This window comes from Pseudomonas sp. p50(2008), assembly GCF_015351605.1.
Lineage (GTDB): Bacteria > Pseudomonadota > Gammaproteobacteria > Pseudomonadales > Pseudomonadaceae > Aquipseudomonas.
Window position 1 is genome coordinate 204738 of record NZ_JACMYF010000006.1, and the last position, 26290, is coordinate 231027.

The 26290-nt window shown below is 59.9% G+C and carries 19 protein-coding genes; 6 read left to right on the plus strand and 13 right to left on the minus strand.

Annotation, left to right across the window (positions count from 1 at the left end):
* The first annotated feature begins 180 nt into the window (after positions 1-180).
* Entirely contained in the window at positions 181-2028 is a 1848-nt protein-coding gene (locus tag H7698_RS18215; protein ID WP_194692362.1) for a sigma-54-dependent Fis family transcriptional regulator, read from the plus strand.
* A gap of 219 nt (positions 2029-2247) precedes the next feature.
* Here the strand turns inward: H7698_RS18215 and cysS are convergent, their stop codons facing one another.
* Entirely contained in the window at positions 2248-3630 is a 1383-nt protein-coding gene (cysS, locus tag H7698_RS18220) for a cysteine--tRNA ligase (protein ID WP_194692363.1), read from the minus strand.
* 18 nt (positions 3631-3648) lie between these two features.
* A complete protein-coding gene (locus tag H7698_RS18225) occupies positions 3649-5349 on the minus strand; it encodes a glutamine--tRNA ligase/YqeY domain fusion protein (protein ID WP_194692364.1) in 1701 nt (566 codons plus the stop codon).
* Positions 5350-5615: 266 nt separating this feature from the next.
* Here H7698_RS18225 and H7698_RS18230 point away from each other — a divergent pair, with 266 nt between their 5' ends.
* Positions 5616-6119: a peptidylprolyl isomerase gene (locus H7698_RS18230; protein WP_162440763.1), complete on the plus strand. Its 504-nt coding sequence runs from the start codon at positions 5616-5618 to the stop codon at positions 6117-6119.
* Positions 6116-6868: a UDP-2,3-diacylglucosamine diphosphatase gene (gene lpxH, locus H7698_RS18235; protein ID WP_162440764.1), complete on the plus strand. Its 753-nt coding sequence runs from the start codon at positions 6116-6118 to the stop codon at positions 6866-6868. Before H7698_RS18230 ends, lpxH begins: the two co-directional genes overlap by 4 nt.
* Before the next feature lie 121 nt (positions 6869-6989).
* Here lpxH and H7698_RS18240 read toward each other — a convergent pair whose 3' ends face one another.
* The 7 genes from H7698_RS18240 to H7698_RS18270 form a co-directional block, all read right to left on the minus strand.
* Complete coding sequence (locus H7698_RS18240) at positions 6990-8519, minus strand: DHA2 family efflux MFS transporter permease subunit (protein ID WP_194692365.1); 1530 nt, start codon at positions 8517-8519, stop codon at positions 6990-6992.
* A 287-nt stretch (positions 8520-8806) separates the two neighbouring features.
* A complete protein-coding gene (locus H7698_RS18245) occupies positions 8807-10024 on the minus strand; it encodes an efflux RND transporter periplasmic adaptor subunit (RefSeq protein WP_194692366.1) in 1218 nt (405 codons plus the stop codon).
* A 15-nt stretch (positions 10025-10039) separates the two neighbouring features.
* Positions 10040-11521: an efflux transporter outer membrane subunit gene (locus H7698_RS18250; RefSeq protein ID WP_194692367.1), complete on the minus strand. Its 1482-nt coding sequence runs from the start codon at positions 11519-11521 to the stop codon at positions 10040-10042.
* Positions 11518-11991, minus strand: a complete 474-nt coding sequence (locus H7698_RS18255) for a MarR family winged helix-turn-helix transcriptional regulator (RefSeq protein ID WP_194692368.1) — start codon at positions 11989-11991, stop codon at positions 11518-11520. Before H7698_RS18255 ends, H7698_RS18250 begins: the two co-directional genes overlap by 4 nt.
* Before the next feature lie 236 nt (positions 11992-12227).
* Positions 12228-15902, minus strand: coding sequence for a translocation/assembly module TamB domain-containing protein (locus H7698_RS18260; protein WP_194692369.1), 3675 nt, complete (start codon positions 15900-15902; stop codon positions 12228-12230).
* A complete protein-coding gene (locus H7698_RS18265; protein ID WP_194692370.1) occupies positions 15899-17626 on the minus strand; it encodes an autotransporter assembly complex protein TamA in 1728 nt (575 codons plus the stop codon). Before H7698_RS18265 ends, H7698_RS18260 begins: the two co-directional genes overlap by 4 nt.
* Positions 17627-17691: 65 nt before the next feature.
* The gene (locus tag H7698_RS18270) at positions 17692-18342 is read right to left on the minus strand and encodes a GNAT family N-acetyltransferase (protein ID WP_162437469.1); all 651 of its coding nucleotides are present in this window, start codon (positions 18340-18342) and stop codon (positions 17692-17694) included.
* A gap of 333 nt (positions 18343-18675) precedes the next feature.
* Between H7698_RS18270 and xthA the strand changes: the two genes are divergently transcribed.
* Both xthA and H7698_RS18280 read left to right on the plus strand, forming a co-directional pair.
* Positions 18676-19488 (plus strand): exodeoxyribonuclease III, encoded by an 813-nt coding sequence (xthA, locus tag H7698_RS18275; RefSeq protein ID WP_194692371.1) that lies wholly within the window; start codon positions 18676-18678, stop codon positions 19486-19488.
* Positions 19489-19757: 269 nt separating this feature from the next.
* Positions 19758-21098, plus strand: a complete 1341-nt coding sequence (locus tag H7698_RS18280) for a substrate-binding domain-containing protein (RefSeq protein WP_194692372.1) — start codon at positions 19758-19760, stop codon at positions 21096-21098.
* Between the two features lie 148 nt (positions 21099-21246).
* Here the strand turns inward: H7698_RS18280 and H7698_RS18285 are convergent, their stop codons facing one another.
* Positions 21247-21765, minus strand: a complete 519-nt coding sequence (locus H7698_RS18285) for an ankyrin repeat domain-containing protein (protein ID WP_194692373.1) — start codon at positions 21763-21765, stop codon at positions 21247-21249.
* 98 nt (positions 21766-21863) lie between these two features.
* A complete protein-coding gene (locus H7698_RS18290; RefSeq protein ID WP_194692374.1) occupies positions 21864-23702 on the minus strand; it encodes a long-chain-acyl-CoA synthetase in 1839 nt (612 codons plus the stop codon).
* Between the two features lie 343 nt (positions 23703-24045).
* Here H7698_RS18290 and H7698_RS18295 point away from each other — a divergent pair, with 343 nt between their 5' ends.
* Positions 24046-24324, plus strand: a complete 279-nt coding sequence (locus H7698_RS18295; protein ID WP_045059161.1) for a DUF3509 domain-containing protein — start codon at positions 24046-24048, stop codon at positions 24322-24324.
* Between the two features lie 173 nt (positions 24325-24497).
* On the opposite strand, the gene H7698_RS18300 is transcribed toward H7698_RS18295, so the two are convergent.
* Complete coding sequence (locus H7698_RS18300; protein WP_194692375.1) at positions 24498-25043, minus strand: 1,2-dihydroxy-3-keto-5-methylthiopentene dioxygenase; 546 nt, start codon at positions 25041-25043, stop codon at positions 24498-24500.
* Between the two features lie 95 nt (positions 25044-25138).
* Positions 25139-26284: an MFS transporter gene (locus H7698_RS18305; protein ID WP_194692376.1), complete on the minus strand. Its 1146-nt coding sequence runs from the start codon at positions 26282-26284 to the stop codon at positions 25139-25141.
* Between the last annotated feature and the right edge of the window lie 6 nt (positions 26285-26290).

Sequence of the window (26290 nt, forward strand, 5' to 3'; positions counted from 1 at the left end):
CAGCAGCTGCCGAAGGCTGCGTCCGGCGGCGAAGCCGTCGCGAAATCAGGCGGCGCGGAGTGTCAGGAAAATCGCATAAACCGTTTTACGACGACTGCGTCGCCGGACGCAGCCTTCGGCAGCTGCTACATGAATCGCGTTACTTACAACAAAAATAATAATGCTCAGAGATCGACTGCCATGGCCGCACCTGTCCAGCCGCTGTCCCACGACGCCATCATTCAGGATTCATGGTCCCGATGCCGCGCGTTTGGTCTCAATCATCAAAGCGCCCCGAAATTCGACCAACTGCCCGCCGAGGGCATTGCGCAGTTGCTCGAGAGCCAGCACTCGCTGGTGCAGACCACTCACCAGGAAGTGCTGCCGTATTACGAGAACATCCTCAGCAATTCCAACTGCCTGATCATGCTCGCCGACAATCAGGGCCAGGTGCTCACGTCCTGGGGAACTCAGCGGTTTATCGAACCGAAGCTGACCCATGGCTTCAGTGCCGGCGCGAGCTGGATGGAGCGTAGCAGCGGCACCAATGCCATCGGCACCGCACTGGCGTGTGAGCAGGCAGTGCACATCGAGCACGATGAACATTTCCTCAAGGCCAACCGTTTCATGACCGGTTCCGCCGCGCCTATTTTCGATGCCGAGCGCAAGGTCATCGCAGTGCTGGACGTATCCAGCGACAGCTACCTGCCGCCCTCCCACACCCTGGGTATGGTCAAGATGATGAGCCAGACCGTGGAGAACCGGTTGATCCTTAACCTGTTCCATGGCCAGCATTTTCAACTGACCTTCAACACCGGGTTGAACAATCTGGACAGCCAATGGGCCGGGCTGTTGATTTTCGATGAGACCGGTCAGGTGCTGTCAGCCAATCGACGCGCCGACAATTTGCTGGGCATCAGCCTGTCGCGGGTCAGCGTTGAAAGCCTGTTCAAGGTCTCGCTGCTGGAGCTGCTGAATCAGCCGGACGGTCTGCCGTTCGCCCTGCAGACGTCGGGGCGCAACCGCTTTCAGTGCCTGTTGAAACGACCTAAACAAGTGCCGATCCAGGCACGGCTTTTTTCCGAAGCGAAAAGCGCTGAACCCGCCGTGGCCGCACCGGCAGCGATCAGCCTGAACACCCTGCACTTCGGTGACAGCCGCGTGGAAAAGGCCGTGCGGCAGGCCGAGCGCTTGCTGGAAAAAGACATTCCACTGCTCATCCACGGTGAAACCGGGGTCGGCAAGGAAGTGTTCGTCAAAGCCCTGCACCAGGCCAGCTCTCGCAGCAAACAGGCGTTTATTGCCGTGAACTGTGCAGCGATCCCCGCCGAACTGGTGGAATCGGAGTTGTTTGGCTATGAGAAAGGAGCGTTTACGGGTGCCAACCAGAAAGGCAGCATCGGGCTAATCCGCAAGGCCGACAAGGGCACCCTCTTCCTTGATGAAATCGGCGACATGCCGTTGCCGACACAGGCTCGTTTGTTAAGGGTTTTGCAGGAACGTTGCGTGCAACCAGTGGGCAGCAGCGAGCTGTTCCCGGTGGATATACGGATTATTTCGGCGACCAACCGTTCGTTGCGCGAGCAGGTGCAATTGGGGCGGTTTCGTGAAGATCTGTATTACCGCATTGGCGGTTTGACCCTGGAATTGCCGCCACTGCGCGAACGCAGCGACAAGCAGGCGCTGTTCACGCGGCTGTGGGAACAGCATCGCGAGACGTCGCAATGGGCAGGATTGAGTCGTGAGGTGATGGAGTTGTTCAGTCGTCATCCGTGGCCTGGGAATTTGCGCCAAGTCAGCAGCGTGATGCAGGTGGCGCTGGCCATGGCCGAGGAACAACCGGTGCGGCCGGAGCATTTGCCGGATGATTTTTTTGTGGACCTGGAGATGGAGCCGGTGGATTTGCCGGAGTCGCTGACGGTGGATTTGAATGATGCCGAGGATTTGAATCGGCAGTTGGCGGCGGCTGGGGGGAATATTTCGTACCTGGCGCGAAGACTTGGGGTTAGTCGTAATACCCTTTACAAGCGGTTGCGCCAGTCGGAATGACAATTTAGCCGCACTGGCAGTGGCAGCCTTGAGACCATCGCGAGCAGGCTCGCTCCCACAAGGGATCTGCGTCGAACCCAAGATTCAAACATGACGAAAATTAAATGTGGGAGCTAGCCTGCTGGCGATGGCGTCAGGCCTGCCAACCAAGAATCCCTGGATAACCCAAAAAACAAAAACCCGCACAAGGCGGGTTTTGTTTTGCAGCGGATAACGCTATCAGTCAGCCAGACGCCAGGTCGTGCCGCCCTTGCCGTCTTCCAGCACGACGCCCATGGCGGTGAGCTGGTCGCGGATGCGGTCGGATTCGGCCCAGTCTTTGCCGGCACGCGCCGCCAGACGCGCGGCGATCAGTGCATCGACCTCAGCCGCATCAACCCGCCCTTCAGCACCTGCCTGAAGGAAGTCGTCCGCTTCAAGCTGCAACACACCCAGCACGCTGGCCAGCTCTTTCAAGCGAGCCGCCAGACCTGCCGCTGCATCGATATCGCTCTCGCGCAGGCGGTTGATCTCGCGCACCATCTCGAACAGCACCGCGCAGGCTTCCGGCGTACCGAAGTCGTCGTTCATCACCTGGGTGAATCGCTCCACGAAGGCTTCACCGCCAGCCGGCGCCACGCTCGGCAGGCCTTTCAGCGCGTGGTAGAAACGCTCGAGTGCGCCCTTGGCGTCCTTGAGGTTGTCTTCCGAATAGTTGATCGCGCTGCGGTAATGGCTCGACACCAACAGGTAACGCACGACTTCCGGGTGGTACTTTTCCAGCACATCGCGAATGGTGAAGAAGTTGTTCAAGGACTTGGACATCTTCTCGCCATTGATGCGAATCATGCCGCAATGCATCCACGCGTTGGCGTAGGTCTTGCCAGTGGCCGCTTCGCTCTGGGCGATTTCGTTTTCGTGGTGCGGAAATTCAAGGTCGCTACCGCCGCCATGAATGTCGAAGGTCTCGCCCAGGCAGCACGTCGACATCACCGAGCACTCGATGTGCCAGCCCGGACGGCCGTCGCCCCACGGCGAAGGCCAGCTTGGCTCGCCCGGTTTAGTGGCTTTCCACAGCACGAAGTCCAGTGGGTCCTGCTTGGACTCGTCGACTTCGATACGCGCGCCGATGCGCAGGTCTTCGATCTTCTTGCGCGACAGCTTGCCGTAGCCCATGAACTTGGCGACACGGTAATACACGTCGCCATTGCCCGGTGCGTAGGCATAACCCTTTTCGATCAGGGTCTGGATCATGCTCAGCATGCCCGGAATATGATCCGTGGCGCGCGGCTCCATGTCCGGCTTGAGGATGTTGAGGCGCGCTTCATCCTCGTGCATCGCAGTGATCATGCGCTCGGTCAACGCGTCGAACGGCTCGCCATTCTCCTTCGCCCGATTGATGATCTTGTCTTCGATGTCGGTGATGTTGCGCACGTAGGTCAGGTTGTAACCGCTGAACCGCAACCAGCGGGCAACCAGGTCGAACGCGACCATGCTGCGGCCATGGCCAATGTGGCAGTAGTCGTACACGGTCATCCCGCAGACGTACATGCGCACATTGTTGCCATCCAGCGGCTTGAAGACTTCTTTGCTCTTGGTGAGCGTGTTGTAGATCGATAGCACTTTAGTCGTTTCCTAGAATCACTGGCCCCACGAATCACGCAAGGTCACGGTACGGTTGAATACCGGATGACCTGGTTTCGAGTCCTTGATATCCGCGCAGAAGTAACCTTCGCGCTCGAACTGGAAACGGTCTTCCGGCTGTGCATTGCCCAGCGAGGGTTCAGCACGACAACCGGTGAGCACTTGCAGCGATTCAGGGTTGATGTTGTCCAGGAAACTGGCGCTGTCTTCGGCCTTTTCAGGGTTCGGCGAGCGGAACAGGCGATCGTACAGACGCACTTCGCACTCGACGCTGGCAGCGGCCGGCACCCAGTGCACCACGCCTTTGACCTTGCGGCCTTCAGGGTTCTTGCCCAGTGTTTCCGGATCGTAGGAGCAACGCAGTTCGACGATGTTGCCATCGGCGTCCTTGATCGCTTCGTCGGCGCGAATTACGTAGCTGCCGCGCAGGCGCACTTCGCCGTTCGGTTCCAGGCGCTTGTAGCCTTTTGGCGGCTCTTCCATGAAATCTTCACGGTCGATGTAGATTTCACGGGCGAATGGCAGCTTGCGCACGCCCAGTTCTTCTTTCTGCGGATGACGCGGCAGTTCGAGGTTCTCGACCTGGTCTTCCGGGTAGTTGGTGATCACGACCTTCAACGGATGCAGCACGCACATGGCGCGCGGCGCGTTCTGGTCGAGGTCCTGACGGATGCTGAATTCCAGCATGCCGAAATCGACCACGCCGTCGGAACGGTTGGTGCCGACCATGTCGCAGAAATTGCGGATCGACGCCGGCGTGTAGCCGCGACGGCGGAAGCCCGACAGCGTGGACATGCGCGGATCGTCCCAACCGTGAACGTGCTTCTCATCGACCAGCTGCTTGAGCTTGCGCTTGCTGGTAATGGTGTAGTTCAGGTTCAGGCGGCTGAATTCGTACTGGCGCGGGTGCGCCGGTACTGGCAGAGCATCGAGGAACCAGTCGTACAGCGGACGATGACTTTCGAACTCCAGGGTGCAGATCGAGTGGGTGATGCCTTCGATGGCGTCCGACTGACCGTGGGTGAAGTCGTAGTTCGGGTAAATGCACCACTTGTCACCCGTCTGGTGGTGGTGCGCATGGCGGATGCGATACATGATCGGGTCGCGCAGGTTCATGTTCGGCGAGGCCATGTCGATCTTCGCCCGCAGCACGCGTGCGCCGTCCTGGAATTCGCCGGCCTTCATGCGGGCGAACCAGTCGAGGTTTTCTTCGACGCTGCGATCACGGAACGGGCTGTTCTTGCCCGGCTCGGTCAGGGTGCCACGGTATTCCTTGGCCTGTTCCGGGCTCAGGTCATCGACGTAGGCCTTGCCGGCTTTGATCAGCTCGACGGCCCAGTCGTGCAACTGGTCGAAATACTGCGACGCGTAACGCACTTCACCGGACCATTCGAAGCCCAGCCATTTGATGTCGCTTTCGATCGCGTCGATGTATTCCTGGTCTTCCTTGGCCGGGTTGGTGTCGTCGAAACGCAGGTGCGTGACGCCGCCAAACTCCTGGGCCAATCCGAAGTTCACGCAAATCGACTTGGCGTGGCCGATGTGCAGGTAACCGTTGGGCTCAGGCGGGAAACGAGTAACGATCTGCGTGTGCTTACCCGAGTCCAGGTCCGCCTGGATAATCGGGCGCAGGAAATTGACCGGCACGGCAGGGCCAGTCTTGGAATTCGAAACAGGTTCGACAGTGGGCTTGCTCATAGGATCCTTGAACGTACAAGTGCGCGGCCGCAGACGGGGCCTGACAAAACAAAGCCGCTATCATAGCCGAAGCTGTCAAGTGGCTGACAGAGCAGGCCCGAAAACGGCTGCATTTAATCGGATGCAAATGAAAAACAGCCTCGAAATTCACGCCTGTCGCGCTAAACTGCGCTACTTGGCCATTGCTGGCCAAACCGGTTGGGGGCTTCAAAGCCCCAAAAACCACGAATTCCCAGAAAACGCATTCTCAAAAAGAGTCTCCGATCATGACCCAAGTCAAACTGACCACCAACCATGGCGACATCGTCCTGGAACTGAACGCTGAAAAGGCACCGCTGACCGTTGCCAACTTCATCGAATACGTCAAGGCCGGCCACTACGAGAACACCGTGTTCCACCGCGTCATCGGTAACTTCATGATCCAGGGCGGCGGTTTCGAGCCAGGCATGAAAGAAAAGAAAGACAAGCGCCCAAGCATCCAGAACGAAGCCGACAACGGTCTGCCAAACGTGAAGTACAGCGTTGCCATGGCCCGCACCATGGAGCCGCATTCGGCTTCCGCCCAGTTCTTCATCAACGTGGCTGACAACAGCTTCCTGAACCACAGCGCCAAGACCACTCAGGGCTGGGGTTACGCCGTATTCGCCAAAGTTGTTGCCGGCGAAGAAGTGGTCGACAAGATCAAAGGTGTGTCCACCACCATGAAATCCGGCCATCAGGATGTACCGGCAGACGACGTGATCATCGAGAAAGCCGAGATCATTGAGTGATACTGCTGATTTCAGACTTACATCTGGAAGAGGAGCGCCCGGACATTACCCGGGCGTTTCTGGATTTGCTCGCCGGACGCGCCCGCTCGGCGAGTGCGTTGTACATTCTGGGCGACTTTTTCGAAGCGTGGATTGGCGACGATGCCATGACCCCGTTCCAGCGCTCCATCTGCCAGGCCCTGCGCGATCTCAGCGACAGCGGCACGGCCATTTTTCTGATGCACGGTAATCGCGACTTCATGCTGGGCCAGGCCTTTTGCAAACAGGCCGGCTGCACGTTGTTAAAAGACCCGAGCGTCGTGCAGTTTTACGGCGAGCCGGTGCTGTTGATGCACGGCGACAGCCTCTGCACCCGCGACGTCGGCTATATGAAGCTGCGTCGTTACCTGCGCAACCCCATCACCCTGTTTATCCTGCGGCACTTGCCCCTGAGCACTCGCCATAAGCTCGCGCGCAAGCTGCGCAGTGAAAGCACGGCCCAGGTGCGGATGAAGGCCAATGACATCGTTGATGTCACGCCTGAAGAAGTACCGCGGGTGATGCAGGCGTTTGGAGTGAAGACCTTGATTCACGGGCATACCCATCGCCCTGCCCTTCACAAGTTGCAGATTGGCGAGCAGGCGGCCAGGCGCATTGTGCTGGGGGACTGGGACCGTCAGGGCTGGGCGTTGCAGGTGGATGAGAACGGAATGGCGCTGGCGCCGTTCGACTTCGCCCCCCCGCCGCAATTGGCAGGCCCTTCTGCCTGATCATTCCCACGCTCTGCGTGGGAATGCAGCCCGGGGCGCTCCGTGTTCCTTCCAAAGCCGAACGCTGAGCGTCCGTTGAGGCGTTCCCACGCAGAGCATGGGAACGATCATCGGCGGCGGGCTAGTGACCGCTGGCAGCAGGCCCCGCCTTCGCTGCGAAGGGTGGTTTCGCCAGCCACACCAGCAGTATCAATCCCATGAACCCCCACCCCAGCAATGTGAAGTAATCCACGGTCGAGAGCATGTACGCCTGACTGGTCAGCACATGATCGAGTTGCGCATAGGCCGGATTACCTGCCCCGCCCAGTGCGCTCAACGCATCCCGGGTCGCCGGCTCATAGGTGGAAATGCTTTCGCTCAGGTATGCATGATGCTGGTCGGCCCGGCGAATCCAGATCCAGGTGGTCAGCGACGCCGCAAAACTACCGCCCAGGGTCCGCAGGAATGTCGCCAAACCGGCGCCATCGGCGATCTGGCTCGGCGGCAGGTCCGACATCAAAATGCTCAAGGTCGGCATGAAGAACAGCGCCACCCCGATCCCCATGAACAGTTGCACCAGCGCGATGTGCTGGAAGTCCACTTCGTTGGTGAACCCGGCACGCATGAAGCAACTCAGACCGATCGCCAGGAACGCCAGTCCTGCCAACAGCCGCAGGTCGAATTTGTGCGCATATTTGCCGACAAACGGCGACATCAGCACCGGCAGAATGCCGATTGGCGCTACCGCCAGACCGGCCCAGGTGGCGGTGTAGCCCATCTGGGTCTGCAGCCATTGCGGCAGGATCAGGTTGATCCCGAAAAACCCGGCGTACCCCAGCACCAGCACAATGGTGCCGATACGGAAATTGCGATGGGCGAACAGCCGCAGGTTGACCACCGGGTGCTTGTCCGTCATTTCCCAGATGATGAACACCGCCAGCGCAATCACCGAGATCGCGGCGCCGATGATGATGAAGTTCGATTCGAACCAATCCAGGTCATTGCCCTTGTCGAGGATCACCTGCAAGGCGCCCACACCAATGATCAACGTGATCAAACCGACGTAATCCATCGGTTGACGACTGGTTTCCACCGGGCGCGCCTTGAGCTGCTGGCGCACGACCATCACCGCGAAAATCCCGATCGGCACGTTGATGAAGAAGATCCACGGCCAGCTATAGCTGTCGGTAATCCAGCCGCCGAGGATCGGGCCGGCAATCGGCGCTACCACCGTGACCATCGCCAGTAACGCCAGGGCCATGCCTCGCCTCGCGGGGGGATAGACCGCAATCAACAGCGTCTGCGTCATGGGATACAGCGGTCCGGCGACCAGCCCCTGAACGACCCGGAACAGAATCAGTTCCGGCATCGAGGTGGAGATGCCGCACAGGAACGAGGCGATGACGAAGAGAATGGTCGCCCAGAGAAACAGCTTCACTTCGCCGAAACGCCGACTGAGCCAGCCGGTCAACGGCAGCGCGATGGCGTTGCTCACCGCGAAGGAGGTGATAACCCAGGTGCCCTGCTCCGAACTCACGCCCAGGTTGCCGGAAATCGTCGGCAACGCCACGTTGGCGATGGTCGTATCGAGCACCTGCATGAAGGTCGCCAGCGACAGGCCGATGGTGCTGAGCAGCAGGCTGGGTGGCGTGAAAGACGCTTTATTGCTCATCGCAGATCCTTTGAAACATGGCGGGCGCTGCGCCTGTTACAGACGCAGCTGACCTTATGGGAGCCGGCTTTGGTGGTGAGGGGATTTACTGTGGTGAGGGGATTATTGTGGTGAGGGGATTTATCCCCGTTGGACTGCGCAGCAGGCCCGTCTTTTCTGCATCAAAAGAGGGGCCGCTTCGCGACCCAACGGGGCGGTGCGACGTTTCGCTAAATCCCCTCGCCACATGGGGAGTTGAAATCCCCTCAAACCAACACTCCCTCCCACAGGGTCTTCGTGATGGCAACTCAGCGCTGCGCGGTTTTGCTGACCGCAGCGCTGTTGTCGTGGATCAGTTGAGCGATCATCGCGTCGGCTTCGGCCAATTGACGGTCGTACACATTGGTGCTGAACGAGGCCTTCTGCGGCGGCTGTTGCGCCAATACCGGACCGCTCTGGTCACGCAGGTTCACATCGACCTGAGTCGACAGACCCACACGCAATGGATGCTTGGCCAGTTCTTCGGCATTGATGTGAATACGCACCGGCACACGCTGGACAATCTTGATCCAGTTACCGGTGGCGTTCTGTGCCGGCAACAGGGCAAACGCGCTGCCGGTACCGGCGCCGAGGCTGTCGATGGTGCCGCTGTATTTGACGTCGCTGCCGTACAGGTCGGCTTCGATGTCCACCGGCTGGCCGATGCGCATGTCACGCAGCTGGGTCTCCTTGAAGTTGGCGTCGATCCACAGTTGGTCCAGTGGAATGACCGCCATCAGCGCCGTGCCCGGCTGCACCCGTTGACCCAACTGCACGGTGCGTTTGGCCACGTACCCGGTGACCGGCGCGATCAAGGTGCTGCGTGCATTGGTCAGGTAGGCCTGACGCAGTTGGGCGGCGGCGGACATCACGTCCGGGTGCGACGACACCACGGTGTCATCCACCAGCGCGCTAGTGGTCTTGAGTTGTTGCCGGGCGTTGGCCAAGGCGTTTTGCGCCGAGGTCAGGTCGTCGCGAGCATGGGACAGTTCCTCTTGGGAAATCGCCCCGCCAGCCGCCAGATTCTTCCGGCGATTGAAGTTGTCCTGCGCTTTTTGCACTTCGGCCTGTTGCGCGTTGACCTGGGCTTTCATGCCGTCGACGTTGCTGTACAGACCGCGCACCTGGCGCACGGTACGCGCCAGATTGGCCTGGGCGCTTTGCAGGCCGACTTCGGCGTCGTTCGGGTCGAAGTTGATGAGCACCTGGCCTTCATGCACCAGGTCGCCATCGTCCGCGCCGATGCTGACCACGGTGCCTGTGACCAGCGGGGTGATTTCCACCACGTTGCCGTTCACATAGGCATCGTCGGTGCTTTCGTTCCAGCGTCCGTAGAATTCGTGATAGCCCCACACGCCGAGTCCGCCGAGGATGACCACAATCGCCAGCACCACCAGCATGATTTTGCGTTTGCGTGGATTGCTGGTGTCCTGAGCGTTGTCGGGTGCTTTATCAGTGGGAGTCGCGGTGTTTTCGGCAGTGGCCATGACAAATACCTTGAATTAGTTGTTCTGCGTGGCGGGGGCCGGATTGGCTGCGGTCAGGGTTTCACCCTGGAAGCCGCCGCCCAGCGCCTGCATCAGTTGGATCGACAGGTCGATTTGCTCGGCATTCAGGTTGGCCAGCTGACGCTGGGCCTGGAGCAGTTGCTGCTCGATGCTGAGCACGTCCAGGTAGTTGCCGATGCCGGAACCGTACCGCTGGACCACGGTGTTGTAAGAATCCTGGGCAATGTCGGTGGCGTGTTGCTGCGCCCCGATCTGCCGCCCGATGTCGTGCAGCTGGTTGATGGTGTCGCTGACATCACCGAGCGCTTTCACCAGGCTTTTGTTGTACTGCGCCACGGCGAGGTCGTAGTCGGCATCGCGTGAATCGAGGTCGGCACGCAGGCGCCCGCCGTCGAAAATCGGCACCGAAATCGTTGGCCCGACATTGAAGAAACGACTGGCCGAACCGAACATCGCATCGCCCAGCAACGACTCGACACCCGCCGCAGCACTCAGGTTGAGGTTGGGGTAGAACCGGGTCTTGCCGGCGTCGATGTTCTTGCTTGCCGCTTCGACGCGCCAGCGCGCCGCGACCAGGTCCGGACGGCGGCCGAGCAATTCAGCGGGCAGAACGGACGGCAAGGCCACAGCGCTGGCCTGGAGGATTTTCGGCCGGGCGATTTCATTGCCGCGATCCGGCCCTTTGCCGAGCAAGACCGCCAAGGCGATTTTGGCGCTTTTCAGGCGTTTCTCGGCGTCGATCAGGCTGGCCTGAGAACTGGCTTCTAGGCTTTCGGTTTGCTGGAACTGGTATTGGCTGTCGATGCCCGAGCTCAGACGACGCTGACTCAGGTCGAGCATTTGCCGGGTGCGTTTGAGGTCTTCGCTGGCCAGGTCATAAACGATGTGCGCCTGACCCAGGTCGCTGTAGGCGCGGGCGACTTCGGCGGACAAGGTCAACTGCGCGGCTTGTTGATCGACCTCGGCGGCACGGGCTTCGCCGAGCGCGGCTTCCCAGGCGTCACGCTGACCGCCCCAGAGGTCGAAGTTGTAATTGAACGTGGCACCGAGATTACGCAGGGTCGAGTACGTGCCGCCCTGCCCGCTCGGGTCCTGATCCCGGGCCAGACGCGAACGGCTGACGCCGGCACTGGCATCCAGGGTCGGCATACGCTCGGCGTCGGCGGCATAAGCGGCGGCGCTGGCCTGGTGGGCGCGGGCGTCGGCGATCTGCATGTCGGGGCTGTCCTGCAACGCTTCACGGATCAGGCCGTCGAGCTGAGGATCACCCAGGCTTTTCCACCAGTCGCTTTTCGGCCAGGCCGCCGGTGTCAGGGTAACGCCGCTCAGGGATTGGCCAGCCTTGAGGGTTTTCGCATCAAGGCTTTTGCCCTCGGTGGTCAGGCCGCTGTAGCTGGCGCAACCGGCCAGAGTCATGGCGGCGAGCACTAAACCCAGATGCAGGCCCAGACCGGTACGCAAGGTTTTGCTGCTCATTTGTCACCAACCCGCAGCAAGGTGATCGAGTCACCAGCTGCCACCAGGATTTTCTTCAGGATCTGCTCCAGGGTGGCCAGCTCGTCCGGCGTAATAGCGCCGGCCAGCTCGTTCATGGCTTCAGCGCCGATATGTGGCAGGCGGTCGGCAAGGTGCTGGCCTTCTTCGGTCAACACCAATTGCACCTGGCGGCGATCCGCTTCTGAACGATGGCGAGCGAGGAAACCTTTCTGTTCCAGACGATCGAGCATGCGCGTCATCGAACCGCTGTCCAGGGACAGGTGGCGGCACAGCTCGGCCGGGGTATCGACGCCGAACTGGGCCATGATGATCAGTACCTTGAACTGCGCGGCAGTGATGCCGTGAGGTTCCATGTGGGTGTCGATAATCCGGTCCTTGAGCAGCGCGGCGCGCCCGAGCAGGAGCCCGAGGTGGCAATTCTTGAAGTCGTCCGGGGTGAAATGTTTCATCTGTCCACCAATTAGCTGCCTAGGCAGAGAATGTATGTCGAGATGTTACTGCCTAGGCAGCGAATGTCAACGTAATAGTTAGGATGCTTGGTATTAGGTTGATAAACGGTGCCTGATTTTGCGCTGAGCGGCCTGACGCCATCGCGGGCAAGCCCGCTCCCACAGGAATTACCTTGGCCTGTGGGAGCGGGCTTGCCCGCGATGGGGACGACGCGATTTTCGAATGGAAAGCAGGCCTAGAAATCCCGCTTGTAGAAGATATCCAGCGAACTGGCAACGCCGCCCGCGGCTTCCAGATACACCTTCTTGCTCAGCTTGTAGCGCAGCGCAATGGTGTTGGCCGGCTCGAACACCCCCACCCCATAACGCAAGCTGAGTTTTTCCGAGATGTTGCCGCTGGCCACCACGGAGGTTTCATTGCCGCTGCCCTCGGTGTCGAGCTGGAAATCCTGGATGCCCAGATTCTTCGCCAACCCGCTGGTCACACCCGAACTACCCATCAACCCCAAACCGAGGGCGGCCTGGGCGAGCATGTTGTTGTCTTCGCCGTTGGTGCTCAACGGACGGCCCAGCACCAGATAGGACAACGCCTGTTCCTGGCTCATGGCCGGTTCGGAGAAGATTTGCGTGGTCGGCTGCTCGGCGCTGCCGCTCAGGCGAATCCCGGCGATGATGTCATCGGTCTGGCGAATCGCTTCGATGTCCAGGTACGGTTGATCGATAGGACCGGCAAACAGCAAGCGCGCCCGGCGCACCGTCAAACGCTGACCGTAGGCACGGTAACGGCCGTCGTTGAGCCAGAGTTCGCCACGGGTGTCCATGTTGTCGCCGATGTGCACATGGCCTTGCAGGTTGGCGGTCAGTCCAAATCCGGCAAAACTCAGTTTGTCCTCACCCACGACTACGTCGATGTCCATTTTCATGGCAATCGGCGGTTTCCCTTCTTCGGTTTGCTGCCCGACGATGACCGTGTCGTTGGAGACCTTGACCGTCGATGGCGGCAGTTCGCGCACGGTGATGTCGCCTTTGGGCACCAGTACCTTGCCGGCAATCGCCAGTTCATCGTCCTTCATCGAGATCTTCAGGTCCGGCGCCACTTCCAGCTTGGCGTAGGGTTCAACGGTCACCGGCAGTTGAGAGCCTTTGAGTGCCAGGTCCACCACCAGCGCCTGGCCCCACGCGATGTTGCCGTTCAGGCTGCCCTGCCCGGCCTTGCCGCTTTTCCAGCCACCGTTCACTTGCACGGTTTCGCCGGCGATGACGGCTTGCAGCTGCAACGCCTGAATCTCCATCGGCAGTTCCGGCCCGGACACTTCGCCATTGCTCAGCAGCAGATTGCCGTTGACCAGTGGCGCCATCAGCGTGCCTGCGATGGTCCCGCTACCATTCAGACGCCCCGTGAGTTTCTCGACCATGGGCAAAAACGGTCGAGCCACGGACAAATCCAGACCATTAAGGCGGAAGTTGCCACTGAGCGGTTTGTTCGCCGGAATTGGATTGATCTGCGCCTGTACCCGCAATTCACCCAGCTTCTGACCGACGAAGTTGAGGTCGGTGTCGATGCGTTTTGGCGTGAGTTTGCTGGTGAGCAGCAAGGTCTGGTACGGGAAGTCCAGCCACTGGTCCTTCTCGCGCACACGCAGCGTGCCGCCGCTGGCATCAAGGGTGATCTGACCGTTCGGGCCGCTGGCAGGCAGGTCCAGTTGCAGGTCGGCGTTGAGCCGGCCTTTCCACGCAAAATCTTTCGGCAACCATTGAGCCAGGCTGTCGATCGGGAATTGCTTGAGGTGGTATCGCAGCTTCGGTTCCGGCATCAAGCGCTGGTCTTCACCGCACAAGCTGGCTTGGCCTGACATCCAGCAATGGGCGCCGAAATTGATTTTGCCATCGGCCAATCGCTCAAGCTTTGCCGGACCTTGCAGCTTCCAGTCCTGTCCGCCGGCCTGAATGTCCCCCCTCGCCAGGCGTCCACGCCAATTGCCTTTGCCCAGCGCCCCGTCGAGGCCGAGCGCGAGTTTGAGCTGCGGCCCTTGCAAATCGAGGCTGAGCTTCTGGTTTTTGATATCGCCCTGGCCGCTGGCAGTCAACGTGCCCAACGAGGTATCGCCGGCTTGTATGCCACTGCCCTTCAGGTCGATTTTCGCCCGCTGTGCGCTGTCCAGCGTTGCGTCCAGATTGAGGCTTTGCAGGCGATTGTCCTGGAATGCCAGTTGGGTGCCTTGCAATCCGAGCTTGCCCTGGGGCGCCTTGAGCGTGCCGGCAACGTCGACCCGGCCATTGAGCTGGCCACGCAGTTGCGGCCACAGCTGGGCAAGACGCGGCATCTTGATATCGATCTGGCCGGCGAGTTTCTGATGCAGGCTGCCCTTGCCGTTGATGCTGTTGTCACCCAGGCGCACTTGCAGCGCGTTGAGGTTCCATTGCTCACCGCCGCCATCGGCCTTGGCCTGGATCACCGCCGGTTGCCCACGCAGTTTGCCCTTGAGGTCGAGATCCGCGTTCAGGCTGAGCTTTTCATTTTTCATTTCACCGGTGCTGCGCAACGGGCCGGCCAGGGTGCCTGGCAACTCCGCGACCCAATACGCCGGGTTGATCGCCGACAGGTCCAGCGCCGTGTCCCAGGCGATGCCATCGGCGAATTGCAGGTTCAGGTGACCTTCGGCCTTGCCCTGCCCGGCTTCGAGTTGAATCTGCTGCAGGTAGATTTTCGTCAGGTCGCCTGCGAACGGACTGCTCAGGCTGAATGCGCCTGCCGGACCATCCAGTGCGGCCTTGAAGTGGCCCAGGTATTTACCGTCGGTATAGGACACTTCGCCAGTGAAGCTGCGCAATGCGACTTCCGGCTCATCGATCAGCGGATAGAGACGATGCCAGGGGAAATCCACCCAGTCGACGGTCGCTTCGGCGCTCAGGCCTTTGCTCCAGTCGAGGTTGCCGGTGAGCTTGAGGCTTTGCTTGTCATTGGCGGTCAGATCCAGGCCAGCGATCTGCGCGCCATTCGCGTCGACCTTGCCCTGGAGCAACAACGCGACCGGGCCTTTCTCGGCCGGCAGGTTGGCTTTACCGAGCAACTGGTAACCGTTTTTCAAGTCGCCGGTGCCCGTGAGCTCCAATTGATTGAGTTGCAGGGTATCCGGCAGATCGGCACTGGGTTTGAAGCCGTCCGCGGTGATCCGAACCTTCGCGGGCAGGTTTTCCACCAACGGCTGCAACTCGCCGGTCAACTGCCCGTTGAGGTAACCGCTGCTGTCGGCCTTGAGGTTCAGGGTCTTCAGCAAATCGCCGTCGACGTTCAGGGCCAGCGCCCAAGGCCCGGTGCCGGGTGCTGGCAGTGTCAGCGTGCCTTCGGCCTTGAGCGGCCAGTTGCCCGTCGGTTGCAGCAGGCCGGACAGGTTCAGGCTGAGCTCGTCGCGCTGCAACTTCACCGAATCGATCTGCAGCCCTTGCGCGGTCCAGTGCGCCGCCAGTTGCAAGCCCTTGAGCTCTTCGCTGCCATTGAACAGCAGGCTGCCGACCTTTACGTCACCCAGTTCGATGGCCAACGGCAGGCTCAAATCCGGAAGACTGATCGGCCCGTTGCTGGCTTCATCGGTGCCGGGTGGAAATTGCAGGCTGACCTGATCGGCTTGCAACTGGTCAATGCACAGGGTTCGGCGCAACAGGCATGAGGGCGACCAGGCGAAAATCGCTTTGCTCAACTCGACCCGACTGGTGTCCTGCTGCCAAACGAGATGGTCGGCGCTCCACTGCCCGCCCAGGCGACCCTGGAAATTGTCCACGGTCAGGCCCGGTACGAAACCCAGCGCCCAACGACTGCCCGCCGCCGTACCGAGCACCGTGGCCAGCGCCAGAACGACCAGCATCAGCAGGGTCAGAATGGCGAGCAGCGTTATTTTCAAACCACGATTCAAAGCTCAGGCCCCATGGAAAAGTGCAGTCGGATGCCGCCGGGGTTGTCCAGCGCGTGGGCCAGGTCGAGGCGGATCGGCCCTACCGGCGAGACCCAGCGCACGCCGATACCGACGCCGGTCTTGAGGCTCGGCAGTTCAAGGTTGTTGAAAGAGTTGCCCTGGTCGACGAAGGTCGCGACCCGCCATTTTTCGGCGACGGAATATTGGTATTCGGCGCTGGCACTGACCATGTAACGGCCACCGATGCGATCGCCTTCGGAGTTTTCCGGGGACAGACTCTGATAGTCGTAACCGCGCACGCTCTGATCGCCACCGGCGAAAAAGCGCAGTGACGGCGGAATCGATTTATAGCCATTGGTGGCGCTGCCGCCGACTTGCACCCGGCCGAGGAACCGGTGTTTGTCGAATACGGTGGTCAGGCCTTTGACCAGCGCGGTGCCATACAGCAGGTTGTTGTCGGACCCCAACCCTTCCTTGGCCACTTTGCTCTCGAACTGCAGGCGATAACCATTGTGCGGATCGATGCGGTTGTCGCTTTTCAGGTACGAGTAACTGATGCCGGGCATGAGCAAGGTGCTGAGTCCCGAGTCATCGCCCAGACGGTATTCCTCGCGTTGCCACTTGAGCGACACCACCCGCTGCCAACCGCTGGGCAACTTGCTGTGCCACTCAGGACCAATTGTCAGGAGTTTGCTCAGGGAGTCCTTGTCGGCAATTTCTTCGCTCTGGTAGCCACCGGCGAAGCGCAGTTTGTCGGTGAGCGGAGGGTCCAGGGGAATGTCGTAGAAGATCCCGACGTTCTGCCGGGGCGCCGAGATTTCGGTCTCCCAGCCATAGCTATGCCCTTGGGGATTGACCCAGTGGCGGGTCCAGTTGGCCTTGACCCGTGGACCGACGTCAGTGGAGTAGCCGAGGCCCAGGCCCATGGTCCGCGGCTTGCGAGTGTCGAGTTTGACGTCCACCGGGATCACATTGTTCTTGGATGCGGTCGGTGCCGCATCGACCCGGACGCTTTCGAAATAGCCGCTCGACTGCATGGCCTGGTTGAGTTCGGCGATCAGCTCGGAGTCGTAAGGCGCGCCTTCCTTGAACGGCACCATGCGCTTGAGCAGGTCTTCATCGAACGGCGTGTCGCCCTCGAAACTGACCTTGCCCAGCGAATAACGCGGGCCGCTTTCGTAGACCAGATCGATGTCTGCCACCCCGGCTCGCGGGTCGACCGATAACGTCTGGTGCGAGAAGTGACCACTGAAAAAACCGTAGCGCGAAGCTTGGTTCTGAATCAGTCGTTTGGCGTCTTCGTAGTGCCCATGATTGAGCACCGCGCCGGTTTTCAGCGCAGCACTCTTGGGCACCCGAAAGGATTTGAGCGAAGCGGCAGGCCCCTCGACACGCACCGTGACGTTGCGCAGATGGATCGGCTCGCCGGGGTCGATCGTGAGAATCAGGCGCGGCGACTTGCCGCCCTGCACGTCCGATTCGATCTGGGGCTGGTAATAACCCAAGGCCTGGGCAGCCTTGCGCGCCTGTTCCTCGGCACCGCGACTGAAGCGCAGCAAGGCTTCCTCGTCGCGATCGCCGAGGCTGCCGATATAGCCCTCTATATTGGCCTTCAGTTCATCGTTGGACGGTTTGATCCGCACATCCAATTCACTTTGCGCCAGCGCCGCGCAGCTGGATAACAGCATCAGCACGCCGCTGGTAATTCTTCCTGGAAACTTCATAGGCGCGGATGCTATCACGAGCTTGGGAGCGTGATAGAGCCTTGGGTGCGCGGAAAGTTCGACCTTTATGCGGTGGCGGTTTGCAGCACCTGCGGATTGGCGTGAAAAAACACGTGTTCGCGTACCGGCCCTACGGCCACTTCGCCGATTTCTTCATAACCCTGGCGCTTGTAGAACTCAAGGTAACGAGGATTGCCGGTGTCGAGGACCACACCCTGGGAATGCTCATCGACCGCGCACCAGTTGTGCACCGCTTGCAACAGCTGTTCGCCGAAGTGCTTGCCTTGAAACTGCGGATGAATCCCCAGCAACGGCAGCAGGTGAACCGAGTCGGACGGCACGCAGGCCATGACCGCATCGTGGTATTCCAGATAACGACGGGTACAGCGGAAACCGGTGCTGAGCACCATGCGCAGACGCCAGGCCCAGCTCTCCGTGATGCCCAGGCGACGTTGCGGCGGCGCGATCAGGGCAATGCCGATCAACCGGTCATTGACCAACAGGCCGATGGCCGGCAGGTCCTGAAGGAAATGCTGCTTGACCAGCTCACGCACCGTGGCGCGCACGCGCTGCTCATAGCCGGGACGCTCCGCTTCGAACAGATAGCTGAACGTTGGCTCATGTCGATAGGCCTGGTACAGCAACGAACGGGCTTCACGGGAATAGCCACTGTCGAGCATGTGGATATCGGCAATGGCGGTCGAGGTTTCGGGCATAACGGTCAATCTCCCCAGGGCGCCGCTCAAAATGGTGGCGCTCTTGTTCTTACGAGCCTACATGGGTTGGCACAGTTCCTTGCTGACTGAAATCAGTGTCGACACGGGGCTGACATCGCTAGTAGTTATAGTCCAGGTTCTGGCGCGGTACTCAGAACCTGTAGACCTCTGTAGGAGCAAAGCTTGTTTCGGGCAGCGTTCCGACGATAGCGCTGGGTCAGCGGCATCAACGGGATCTGACACACCGCGATCGTCGGAACGCCGCCCGGAACAAGCTTTGCTCCTACGGGCGGAAGTCGGCTAGCATCGCCCTTTTTGCCAGGACTGCCGACCATGAAGATCGTCTCCTTCAACATCAACGGGCTGCGTGCTCGCCCGCATCAGCTGGCGGCGCTGATAGAAAAGCATCAGCCCGATGTGATCGGACTGCAGGAAACCAAGGTGCACGACGACCAGTTCCCGCTGGCCGAGGTTCAAGCGCTGGGCTACCACGTGTATTTCCACGGTCAAAAAGGTCATTACGGCGTTGCCCTGCTCTCGCGCAAGGAACCCCTGGAACTGCACAAAGGTTTCACGACCGATGACGAAGACGCACAGCGTCGCTTCATCTGGGGCAAGTTCGCCGACGAAAATGGCGTACCGGTGACCATCATGAACGGTTACTTTCCACAGGGCGAAAGCCGCGATCACCCGACCAAATTCCCGGCCAAGGAACGCTTCTACAGCGACTTGCAGCAATTGCTGGAAAGCCAGTTCAGCAACGACCAGCCAGTCGTGGTGATGGGCGACGTCAATATTTCTCCGGAAGATTGCGACATCGGCATCGGCCCGGACAACATGAAGCGCTGGCTGAAAACCGGCAAATGCAGCTTCCTGCCCGAAGAGCGCGAGTGGATGGCGCGCCTGAAGAACTGGGGTCTGGTGGACAGCTTCCGGCACCTGAACCCGGACGTGGCTGACCGTTTCAGCTGGTTCGACTACCGCAGTCGCGGGTTTGAAGACGAGCCCAAGCGCGGGCTGCGTATCGACTTGATCATGGCGTCCCATGGTTTGCTGCCACGGGTCAAGGATGCGGGCGTGGATTACGAACTGCGCGGGATGGAGAAACCCTCGGACCATGCGCCGATCTGGCTTGAATTGAGCTGATTGCTGTTTGAAGTCGACGAAAGAAATCAAGTGCGGCAGTCTGTGTTGGGGGATTCTGTGGCGAGGGGATTTATCCCCGTTGGACTGCGCAGCAGGCCTGTCTTTTCTGAATCAAAAGAGGGGCCGCTTCGCGCCCCAGTGAGCCGGTGCGACGTTTCGCTAAATCCCCTCGCCACAGAGGGTCGCTCCCTCAAGGGGTTGTTGTCATCTTTGTGAAACCCTACTGACTTAATCTCCCGGCACCTCCTTTGGCTTATTAGGGTGCCGGCATGATGCTGCGCGTTTTGTACCTGTGGATACTGGGCGCCCTGGCGCCTGCGTCGGTGTTCGCCGCAGCGTTGCCGACACCTGAACACGGCCCGGCTTTGCGCATTCAGGGTTCCAACACCATTGGCGCAGCGCTGGGCCCGGCGCTGGTCGAAGGGCTCATGCGCGAACAGGGCCTGATCAAGGTTCATCGCGAAATACCTGGCACCACCAATGAACTGCGCATCGCGGGCGAGACGGCCCAGGGGCGCCGGGTCGTGGTGGACATCGCCGCCCACGGTTCCAGCACCGGCTTCACCGCCTTGCAAGCCGGGACTGCCGACCTCGCCGCGTCCTCCCGTCCGATCAAGGACGGCGAGGTGTCCAACCTCCGCTCCCTGGGCGATTTGAAAAGCCCCGTCGCCGAGCAGGTCATTGCCATCGACGGCCTGGCGATCATCCTTCATCCGCACAACCCCCTGACCCAACTCAATACCGATCAACTGGCGCGGATCTTCAGCGGTGAAGCAAAAAGCTGGGAAGACGTCGGCGGTGTAGGCGGCACCATTCATCTTTATGCGCGGGATGATCAGTCGGGCACTTACGACACGTTCAAGGAGCTGGTCCTCAGTGGCCGTGGGAAAGCCCTTAGCGCCACCGCGAAACGCTTTGAATCCAGCGAACAGTTGTCCGACGCCGTCAGTCAGGACCCGCAAGCCATCGGTTTCATCGGCCTGCCCTACGTCCGAGAAGCGAAAGCCGTAGCCATTGCCGACGGCCCCTCCCAGGCCATGTTGCCGCTCAACAGCCTGATCGCCACCGAAGACTATCCGCTGTCTCGTCGATTGTTCTTTTACCTGCCACCCAACGGTAAAAATCCCTGGGCCGATGCACTGGTGGCCTACGCCCAAAGCAGCCAGGGTCAGGCAATTGTCGCTGCCAACGGTTTTATCGCCCAGACCGTCCAGGCGATGGCCGTCACGCCCAACGCGCTGATGCCCGAGGGTTACCAGGCGCTGAGCCGGCATGCTCAGCGCCTGACGGTGAATTTCCGTTTTGAAGAAGGCAGCGCAACGCTGGATAACAAGGCTCGGCAGGACCTGTCACGGGTGCTCGACTATATAAAGCAACGGGACAAAACCAATCGGCAGGTCACGCTGGTGGGGTTTGGCGATGCCAAGACTGATCCGGCACGTGCCGATCTGTTGTCGAAACTGCGGGCCATGGCGGTACGGCGGGAGTTGGTGAAGCGTGGCGTGGTGTTTCGCGAGATTCGCGGTTTTGGCGCCGAAATGCCGGTGGCGGCGAACAGCGCGGATGAGGGACGGATCAAGAATCGGCGGGTTGAGGTCTGGGTGTATTAACCACCAATAGCCGCTGCCGAACGTGCTTGGCAACTGCTACTGCTGGCCAATCACAGATATCACGACGGCTTCGCCGTCGAACGCAGCCTCGCAGGCTCGGCAGCTGCTACATACAGCGGGGCATATGCAGCTGCTACAGGCCTGCGGGTCAGCCCAACAACTTCTCAAGCTGTGCGGTGGTGTCGACTGCGCCCATGGTCCTGGCAGCGTCCAGCGCGCAAACGCCATTGGCATCCTTGGCTTTCGGATCGGCACCTTTGCTGATCAGGTAGTCGACGATTTCCACGCGGTTGAACATCGCAGCCATCATCAGTGCCGTACGACCGTCGAAGGACGACCCTTCGACCTGTGCACCACTTTCTACCAACGCCTTGACCACCGGCAGGTCGCCCTTGAACGCAGCACCAGCGATCGGGCTCTGGCCGTTGTCGTTGCGGATTTCCGGGTCAGCCTTGTGCTCGAGCAACACTTTTACCGTCTCCAGATGACCGTGGTACGCCGCCAGCATCAGCAAGGTATCGCCCTTGTGATTGCGCAGGTTCGGTGGCAGGCCTTTGGACAGCAGCGCAGCCATCATGGCCGCATCACCCTCACGTGCCTTGTTGAATACCTGCTCGGCAAATTCAGCGGCTTCTTCCGGGGTCATCTGACGGCTTTGGTCTGTCATGGGAAACTCCACTTCTGTGTCATCGCAAAAGGGCGACAGTTTCCGGAGCAGGCTGGAAACTGTCACTTCTTTTTTCTCATCAAGGGTCATAGCCACATTCAATAACGGTATTTACCGTCATGAATCTCGGCCAGCACCTCTTCAGTCACTTGCACGTAGGTGTGAGTTCCCGGCAACCAGGCATAAATGGGATCGTCGCCGGTTTTGCCAGGATCAAATCCTTCGTCCTTGAGTCGCGTCTTCTGGTACTTGAAGGTGCCGGTGGTCTCCATCTTCACTTTCACTCGCAGAAACAACGGCACCGCGTACGCCGGCATTTGCTCGCGGGCAAAGGTCAGCAGTTCGCTGAAATCCAGGGTGGCCAACGACTCGGCCGGGGTAATCGCCGCCATACCGGCGCGACCGTTGGTGTTGCGCACTTCCACTCCGTAGGCCACGGCCTCAGAAATATTCGGGTGCTGTAGCAGGATGTTTTCGACTTCAGTGGTCGAGACGTTTTCGCCCTTCCAGCGGTACGTGTCGCCCAACCGATCGACAAACTGCGCATGACCAAAGCCGATGTTGCGCAGCAAGTCACCGGTATTGAAGTAACGGTCACCCTTCTCGAACACGTCGTGCAACACGACCTTCTCGGTTTTCTGCGGATCGGTGTAGCCGTCCAGTGGTGCTTTTTCATCAATCTTCGCCAACAGCAACCCCTGCTCACCTTTGCCAACTTTGCGCATGAACCCCTTGGCATCGCGAATCGGTTGTCCGCTGTCATGGTCGTACGCCGCCAACTCCCACGACATCAGGGAAAAACCGACGGTGTTGTCGAAGTTGAGAATATTGGTGAAGCCGATGTTGCCGTCGCTGGCGGCATATAGCTCGCAGATGTGATCCACCGCAAAGCGGGTTTTGAAGGCGGCCCACGCGCCAGGTCGCAGGCCGTTGCCGATCATCTTCGTAACCCGGTGCTGGTTGTCCTCGGCACTCGGTGGCTGGTCCACAAGGTAGCGGCACAGCTCGCCGACATATCCGAGCGTGGTTGCGCGGTACTTGCGCACATCGTTCCAGAACTGACTGGCGCTGAACTTGCGGCGGATGGCGAACCCCGAGGCGCCGCTGATGGCCGAACCCCAGCACACGCACAGCCCCGTGGCGTGATACAGCGGCAGGGTGCAATAGACGACATCCTCCGGCCCCATGTTCAGGGCGATCATGCCGAAGCTGGCCGAACTGCGCATCCAGCGCCCGTGCTTGAACACCCCGGCCTTGGGCAATCCCGTGGTGCCTGAGGTGTAGATGTAGAAACAAGGGTCGTCGAAAAATATCTGCTGACTGCTGGCGGGATTGCCATCCGGGCTGTCGGCTGTGGCGGTCATCAAGTTGATGAAACCCTCGGGGGCATCGCCGGGATGGCCGATGGCGTCTCGTTCGGCAACGAACCAGGTGCGGCTCGCCTCTATCGCCACACGCTCGCGAACAGCGGAGAACGCCGGGACCAACTCTTGACCGACAATGATTGCCGCCGGCGAAACCAGGTTCAGGCTGTGGGCCAGGGTGTCGCGGGTTTGCGAGGTGTTGAGCAATGCACTGATGGCACCGGTCTTGGCCACCGCCAGGATGGTGACCAGCAGTTCCGGGCGGTTTTCGATGAACACCGCCACCACGTCGCCCTTGCGGATGCCTTGTGCCGTCAGGTGATGGGCGATTCGATTGGCCCACTGGTTGACTTGCGCGTAGCTCAACACCACATCGTCCTGCAACAATGCCGGGCCGTCGGGGTTACGCAGGGTTGCCTGTTCAAAACTCCAGCCCAGACCGCACGATTGGGTCGGGTCCGTGACGTTGGCAGCTTTCATGCCCTTGACCACGCGAGGAATGGCTCTGGCGATGGAGGGCAGCTTGCGGAGCATCATGCTCCAGGTAATCGTGTCGTTCTGCGTGCGGCTCATAGTTGCTCCCGTTCGATCTTTTTATTGTCGGGTGGCGATGTCTGAGGCCGAAAGTACGTCAGCCGTTCCTGAGCTGTACACGCGGTTTTTGAAATGTTTTGTATCCGCGAAAACCAGGGGTGGAAACGAGAGCACGGGTTTCGCGAATGGTTCCGTAGAAACCTCGCCAACCACGCAAAATGCAGGATGCACGATGGCCATTCATGCACATTGCACGAAAGCAAAAAACGCTTAAAAATGTATGCTGTTGATTTATATAGTTTTTTTATTTTTGAAATGCTGGCACAAAGGCTGCAACTACCTCTCCATGCTTGCCAACCAAGTGCTAACGGAGCTGATAGACATGAGCCTGATCCAAGAAAAATTTACCTCCCTGTTCTCCAACTTCGAAGTCAACACCCAGCCTCGTCCTGACGGTGGCATCCTGCTGACGCTGCGCAGTCAGGAAGGCAAAGTCTTCAAGCGTTCGATTTCCTACCAGCAGTTGCACGCTGGCGATCAGTTGTCGTGGGTAATCAGTGCCATTCGCCGCGACCTGGCTGAACAAGCCAGCGAGCTGCCACAGATTTCCATGCTGCAAAGCCAACAACGGTTCGCTCTGCCGACTTATCACTCGGCGTAAATCGCTGCAGGGCTACAAACAAACAGGCCGTGAGAGCTTTCGCTTCACGGCCTGAATTGTTTCTGGGGTGGGTCCTCGATCGCCCGATCCCCTGCCTATCTTGTGTGGGGCCGAGCTTGCTCGCGATAGCGGTCTGTCAGTCAATACTGATTTGTCTGCCAGGCCGCATCGGCTCAGTCATCAAGACCCGGGAATCGGCTGGCGATGTCTTCGCCAGTAAACTTCGCGGGCGAGCCGTCAGAACGACTGATCATTCGGATCGTTATGAAATGCGGATGCTCGCCCATGTCGAACCAGTGCCGGGTGCCGGCGGGCACTGTGATCAGATCGTTCTTTTCGCAGAGCACTGCATAGACGTAATCGTCGATATGCAGGTTGAACAAGCCGCGTCCCGCCACGAATAACCGGACTTGCTCCTCGTCGTTACAGCGCTCGTCGAGCAGTTCTGCGCGCAGCTCGGCTTTTTGCGGGTGGTCGCCGTTCAAGCTGATGACATCGACGGTGACGTACCCGCGTTCGGTCATTAACTGGTCGATCTGTTCCTGGTAGGCGCCGACCAGGTCTTCCTGACTGGCACCGGGCTGGATTTTTGCCGCTGCGTGCCAGCGGTCAAATCGCACGCCCTGTTCGGCCAGGGTCGAGGCAATGTCTTCTAAATGGGTCAGCACCTTGTTGGGAATGTCAGGGCTTGAGACGTGGTAGACGGACAGGCTGCTCATCAGGCAACTCCTTAACGGTTCATTCTTTACAGGTTCGAGCGCGAGCGCGGCGTCATCTCGCATTCGAACAAAAATTCAGCGGCGTCGGACTGCGCTCATGGCCGGTCCTCTTGCATGCGAACGGCAATGATAACGGCAGCCGCGAGGGCCGCGATGCTTGCAATACTAAAGGTCAACTGTGATCCAAGGGCGTTCCAGCTGTAGCCAGAATACAGGGCGCCCAATGCGCCACCCGTGCCGGCCAACGCGGCGTACAACGCCTGGCCCTGCCCTTGCTGGCGTGCACCGAAGCTACGTTGTACGAACTGGATGGCCGCCGCGTGAAAGCTGCCGAAAGTGGCCGCGTGCAGTACCTGGGCAAACAGCAGCACCCAGAGGTATTCGGCAAAGATGCCGAGCAACAACCAGCGCAGCGCGGCCAGGAGGAAACTCGCCATCAGTACCCGGCGCACCGAGAACCGCGCAAGAATCCTGCTCATGGCCAGGAACATCAAAACTTCGGCGACGACGCCCACGGCCCAGAGCATACCGATCAGGCCACGGGTGTAGCCGAGGCGTTCCAGGTGCAGTGTCAGAAAGGTGTAATACGGGCCGTGGCTCATCTGCATCAGCGCCACGCAACCGTAGAAAGCCAGCACGCCTGGACTGCGAAGTTGCCTCAGAAAGCCGTCCCCGGCGATCCGCTCAGTCTGCACCGGCTGGGCGTTTGGCACCCACAGGCTGCTGACGACGATGCCGGCCATGATCAGAACCAGCGCCGCCGGGTAGATGTCCAGGCTCAGCCATTCAAACAGCCGGCCCAGCGCGACGACTGTAATGATGAAACCGATGGAGCCCCACAAGCGGATCTGACTGTAGCGCGACGTCTGCCCTTTCAAATGCGCCAGGGTAATGACTTCGAACTGCGGCAACACGGCGTGCCAGAAGAACGCATGCAAGGCCATGACCATCGCCAGCCAGGCGTAGGTCTTGCTGACGAAAATCAGCGAAAAGGTGAGCAGCGTGCAGACCGCTCCGAAACGCACGATGGCCAGCCGGCGGCCGGTGTAATCACCGAGCCAGCCCCAGATATTCGGCGCCACGCAGCGCATCAGCATCGGTATCGCTACCAGTTCACCGATGCGCGCGCTGGAAAAACCCAGGTGATCGAAGTACAGCGCCAGAAACGGCGCCGTCGAACCGAGCAAGGCGAAATAGAACAGATAGAAACTGGAGAGCCGCCAGTACGGGAGCGTCGCCACGGTCGT

Bases quoted from the DNA above. Each gene is read 5' to 3' on its own strand.
- H7698_RS18215 (WP_194692362.1), top strand. From the start codon at position 181: ATGGCCGCACCTGTCCAGCCGCTGTCCCACGACGCCATCATTCAGGAT.
- H7698_RS18225 (WP_194692364.1), bottom strand. From the start codon at position 5,349: ATGAGCAAGCCCACTGTCGAACCTGTTTCGAATTCCAAGACTGGCCCT.
- H7698_RS18230 (WP_162440763.1), top strand. From the start codon at position 5,616: ATGACCCAAGTCAAACTGACCACCAACCATGGCGACATCGTCCTGGAA.
- H7698_RS18240 (WP_194692365.1), bottom strand. From the start codon at position 8,519: ATGAGCAATAAAGCGTCTTTCACGCCACCCAGCCTGCTGCTCAGCACC.
- H7698_RS18245 (WP_194692366.1), bottom strand. From the start codon at position 10,024: ATGGCCACTGCCGAAAACACCGCGACTCCCACTGATAAAGCACCCGAC.
- H7698_RS18250 (WP_194692367.1), bottom strand. From the start codon at position 11,521: ATGAGCAGCAAAACCTTGCGTACCGGTCTGGGCCTGCATCTGGGTTTA.
- H7698_RS18255 (WP_194692368.1), bottom strand. From the start codon at position 11,991: ATGAAACATTTCACCCCGGACGACTTCAAGAATTGCCACCTCGGGCTC.
- H7698_RS18265 (WP_194692370.1), bottom strand. From the start codon at position 17,626: ATGAAGTTTCCAGGAAGAATTACCAGCGGCGTGCTGATGCTGTTATCC.
- H7698_RS18270 (WP_162437469.1), bottom strand. From the start codon at position 18,342: ATGCCCGAAACCTCGACCGCCATTGCCGATATCCACATGCTCGACAGT.
- xthA (WP_194692371.1), top strand. From the start codon at position 18,676: ATGAAGATCGTCTCCTTCAACATCAACGGGCTGCGTGCTCGCCCGCAT.
- H7698_RS18280 (WP_194692372.1), top strand. From the start codon at position 19,758: ATGATGCTGCGCGTTTTGTACCTGTGGATACTGGGCGCCCTGGCGCCT.
- H7698_RS18285 (WP_194692373.1), bottom strand. From the start codon at position 21,765: ATGACAGACCAAAGCCGTCAGATGACCCCGGAAGAAGCCGCTGAATTT.
- H7698_RS18290 (WP_194692374.1), bottom strand. From the start codon at position 23,702: ATGAGCCGCACGCAGAACGACACGATTACCTGGAGCATGATGCTCCGC.
- H7698_RS18295 (WP_045059161.1), top strand. From the start codon at position 24,046: ATGAGCCTGATCCAAGAAAAATTTACCTCCCTGTTCTCCAACTTCGAA.
- H7698_RS18300 (WP_194692375.1), bottom strand. From the start codon at position 25,043: ATGAGCAGCCTGTCCGTCTACCACGTCTCAAGCCCTGACATTCCCAAC.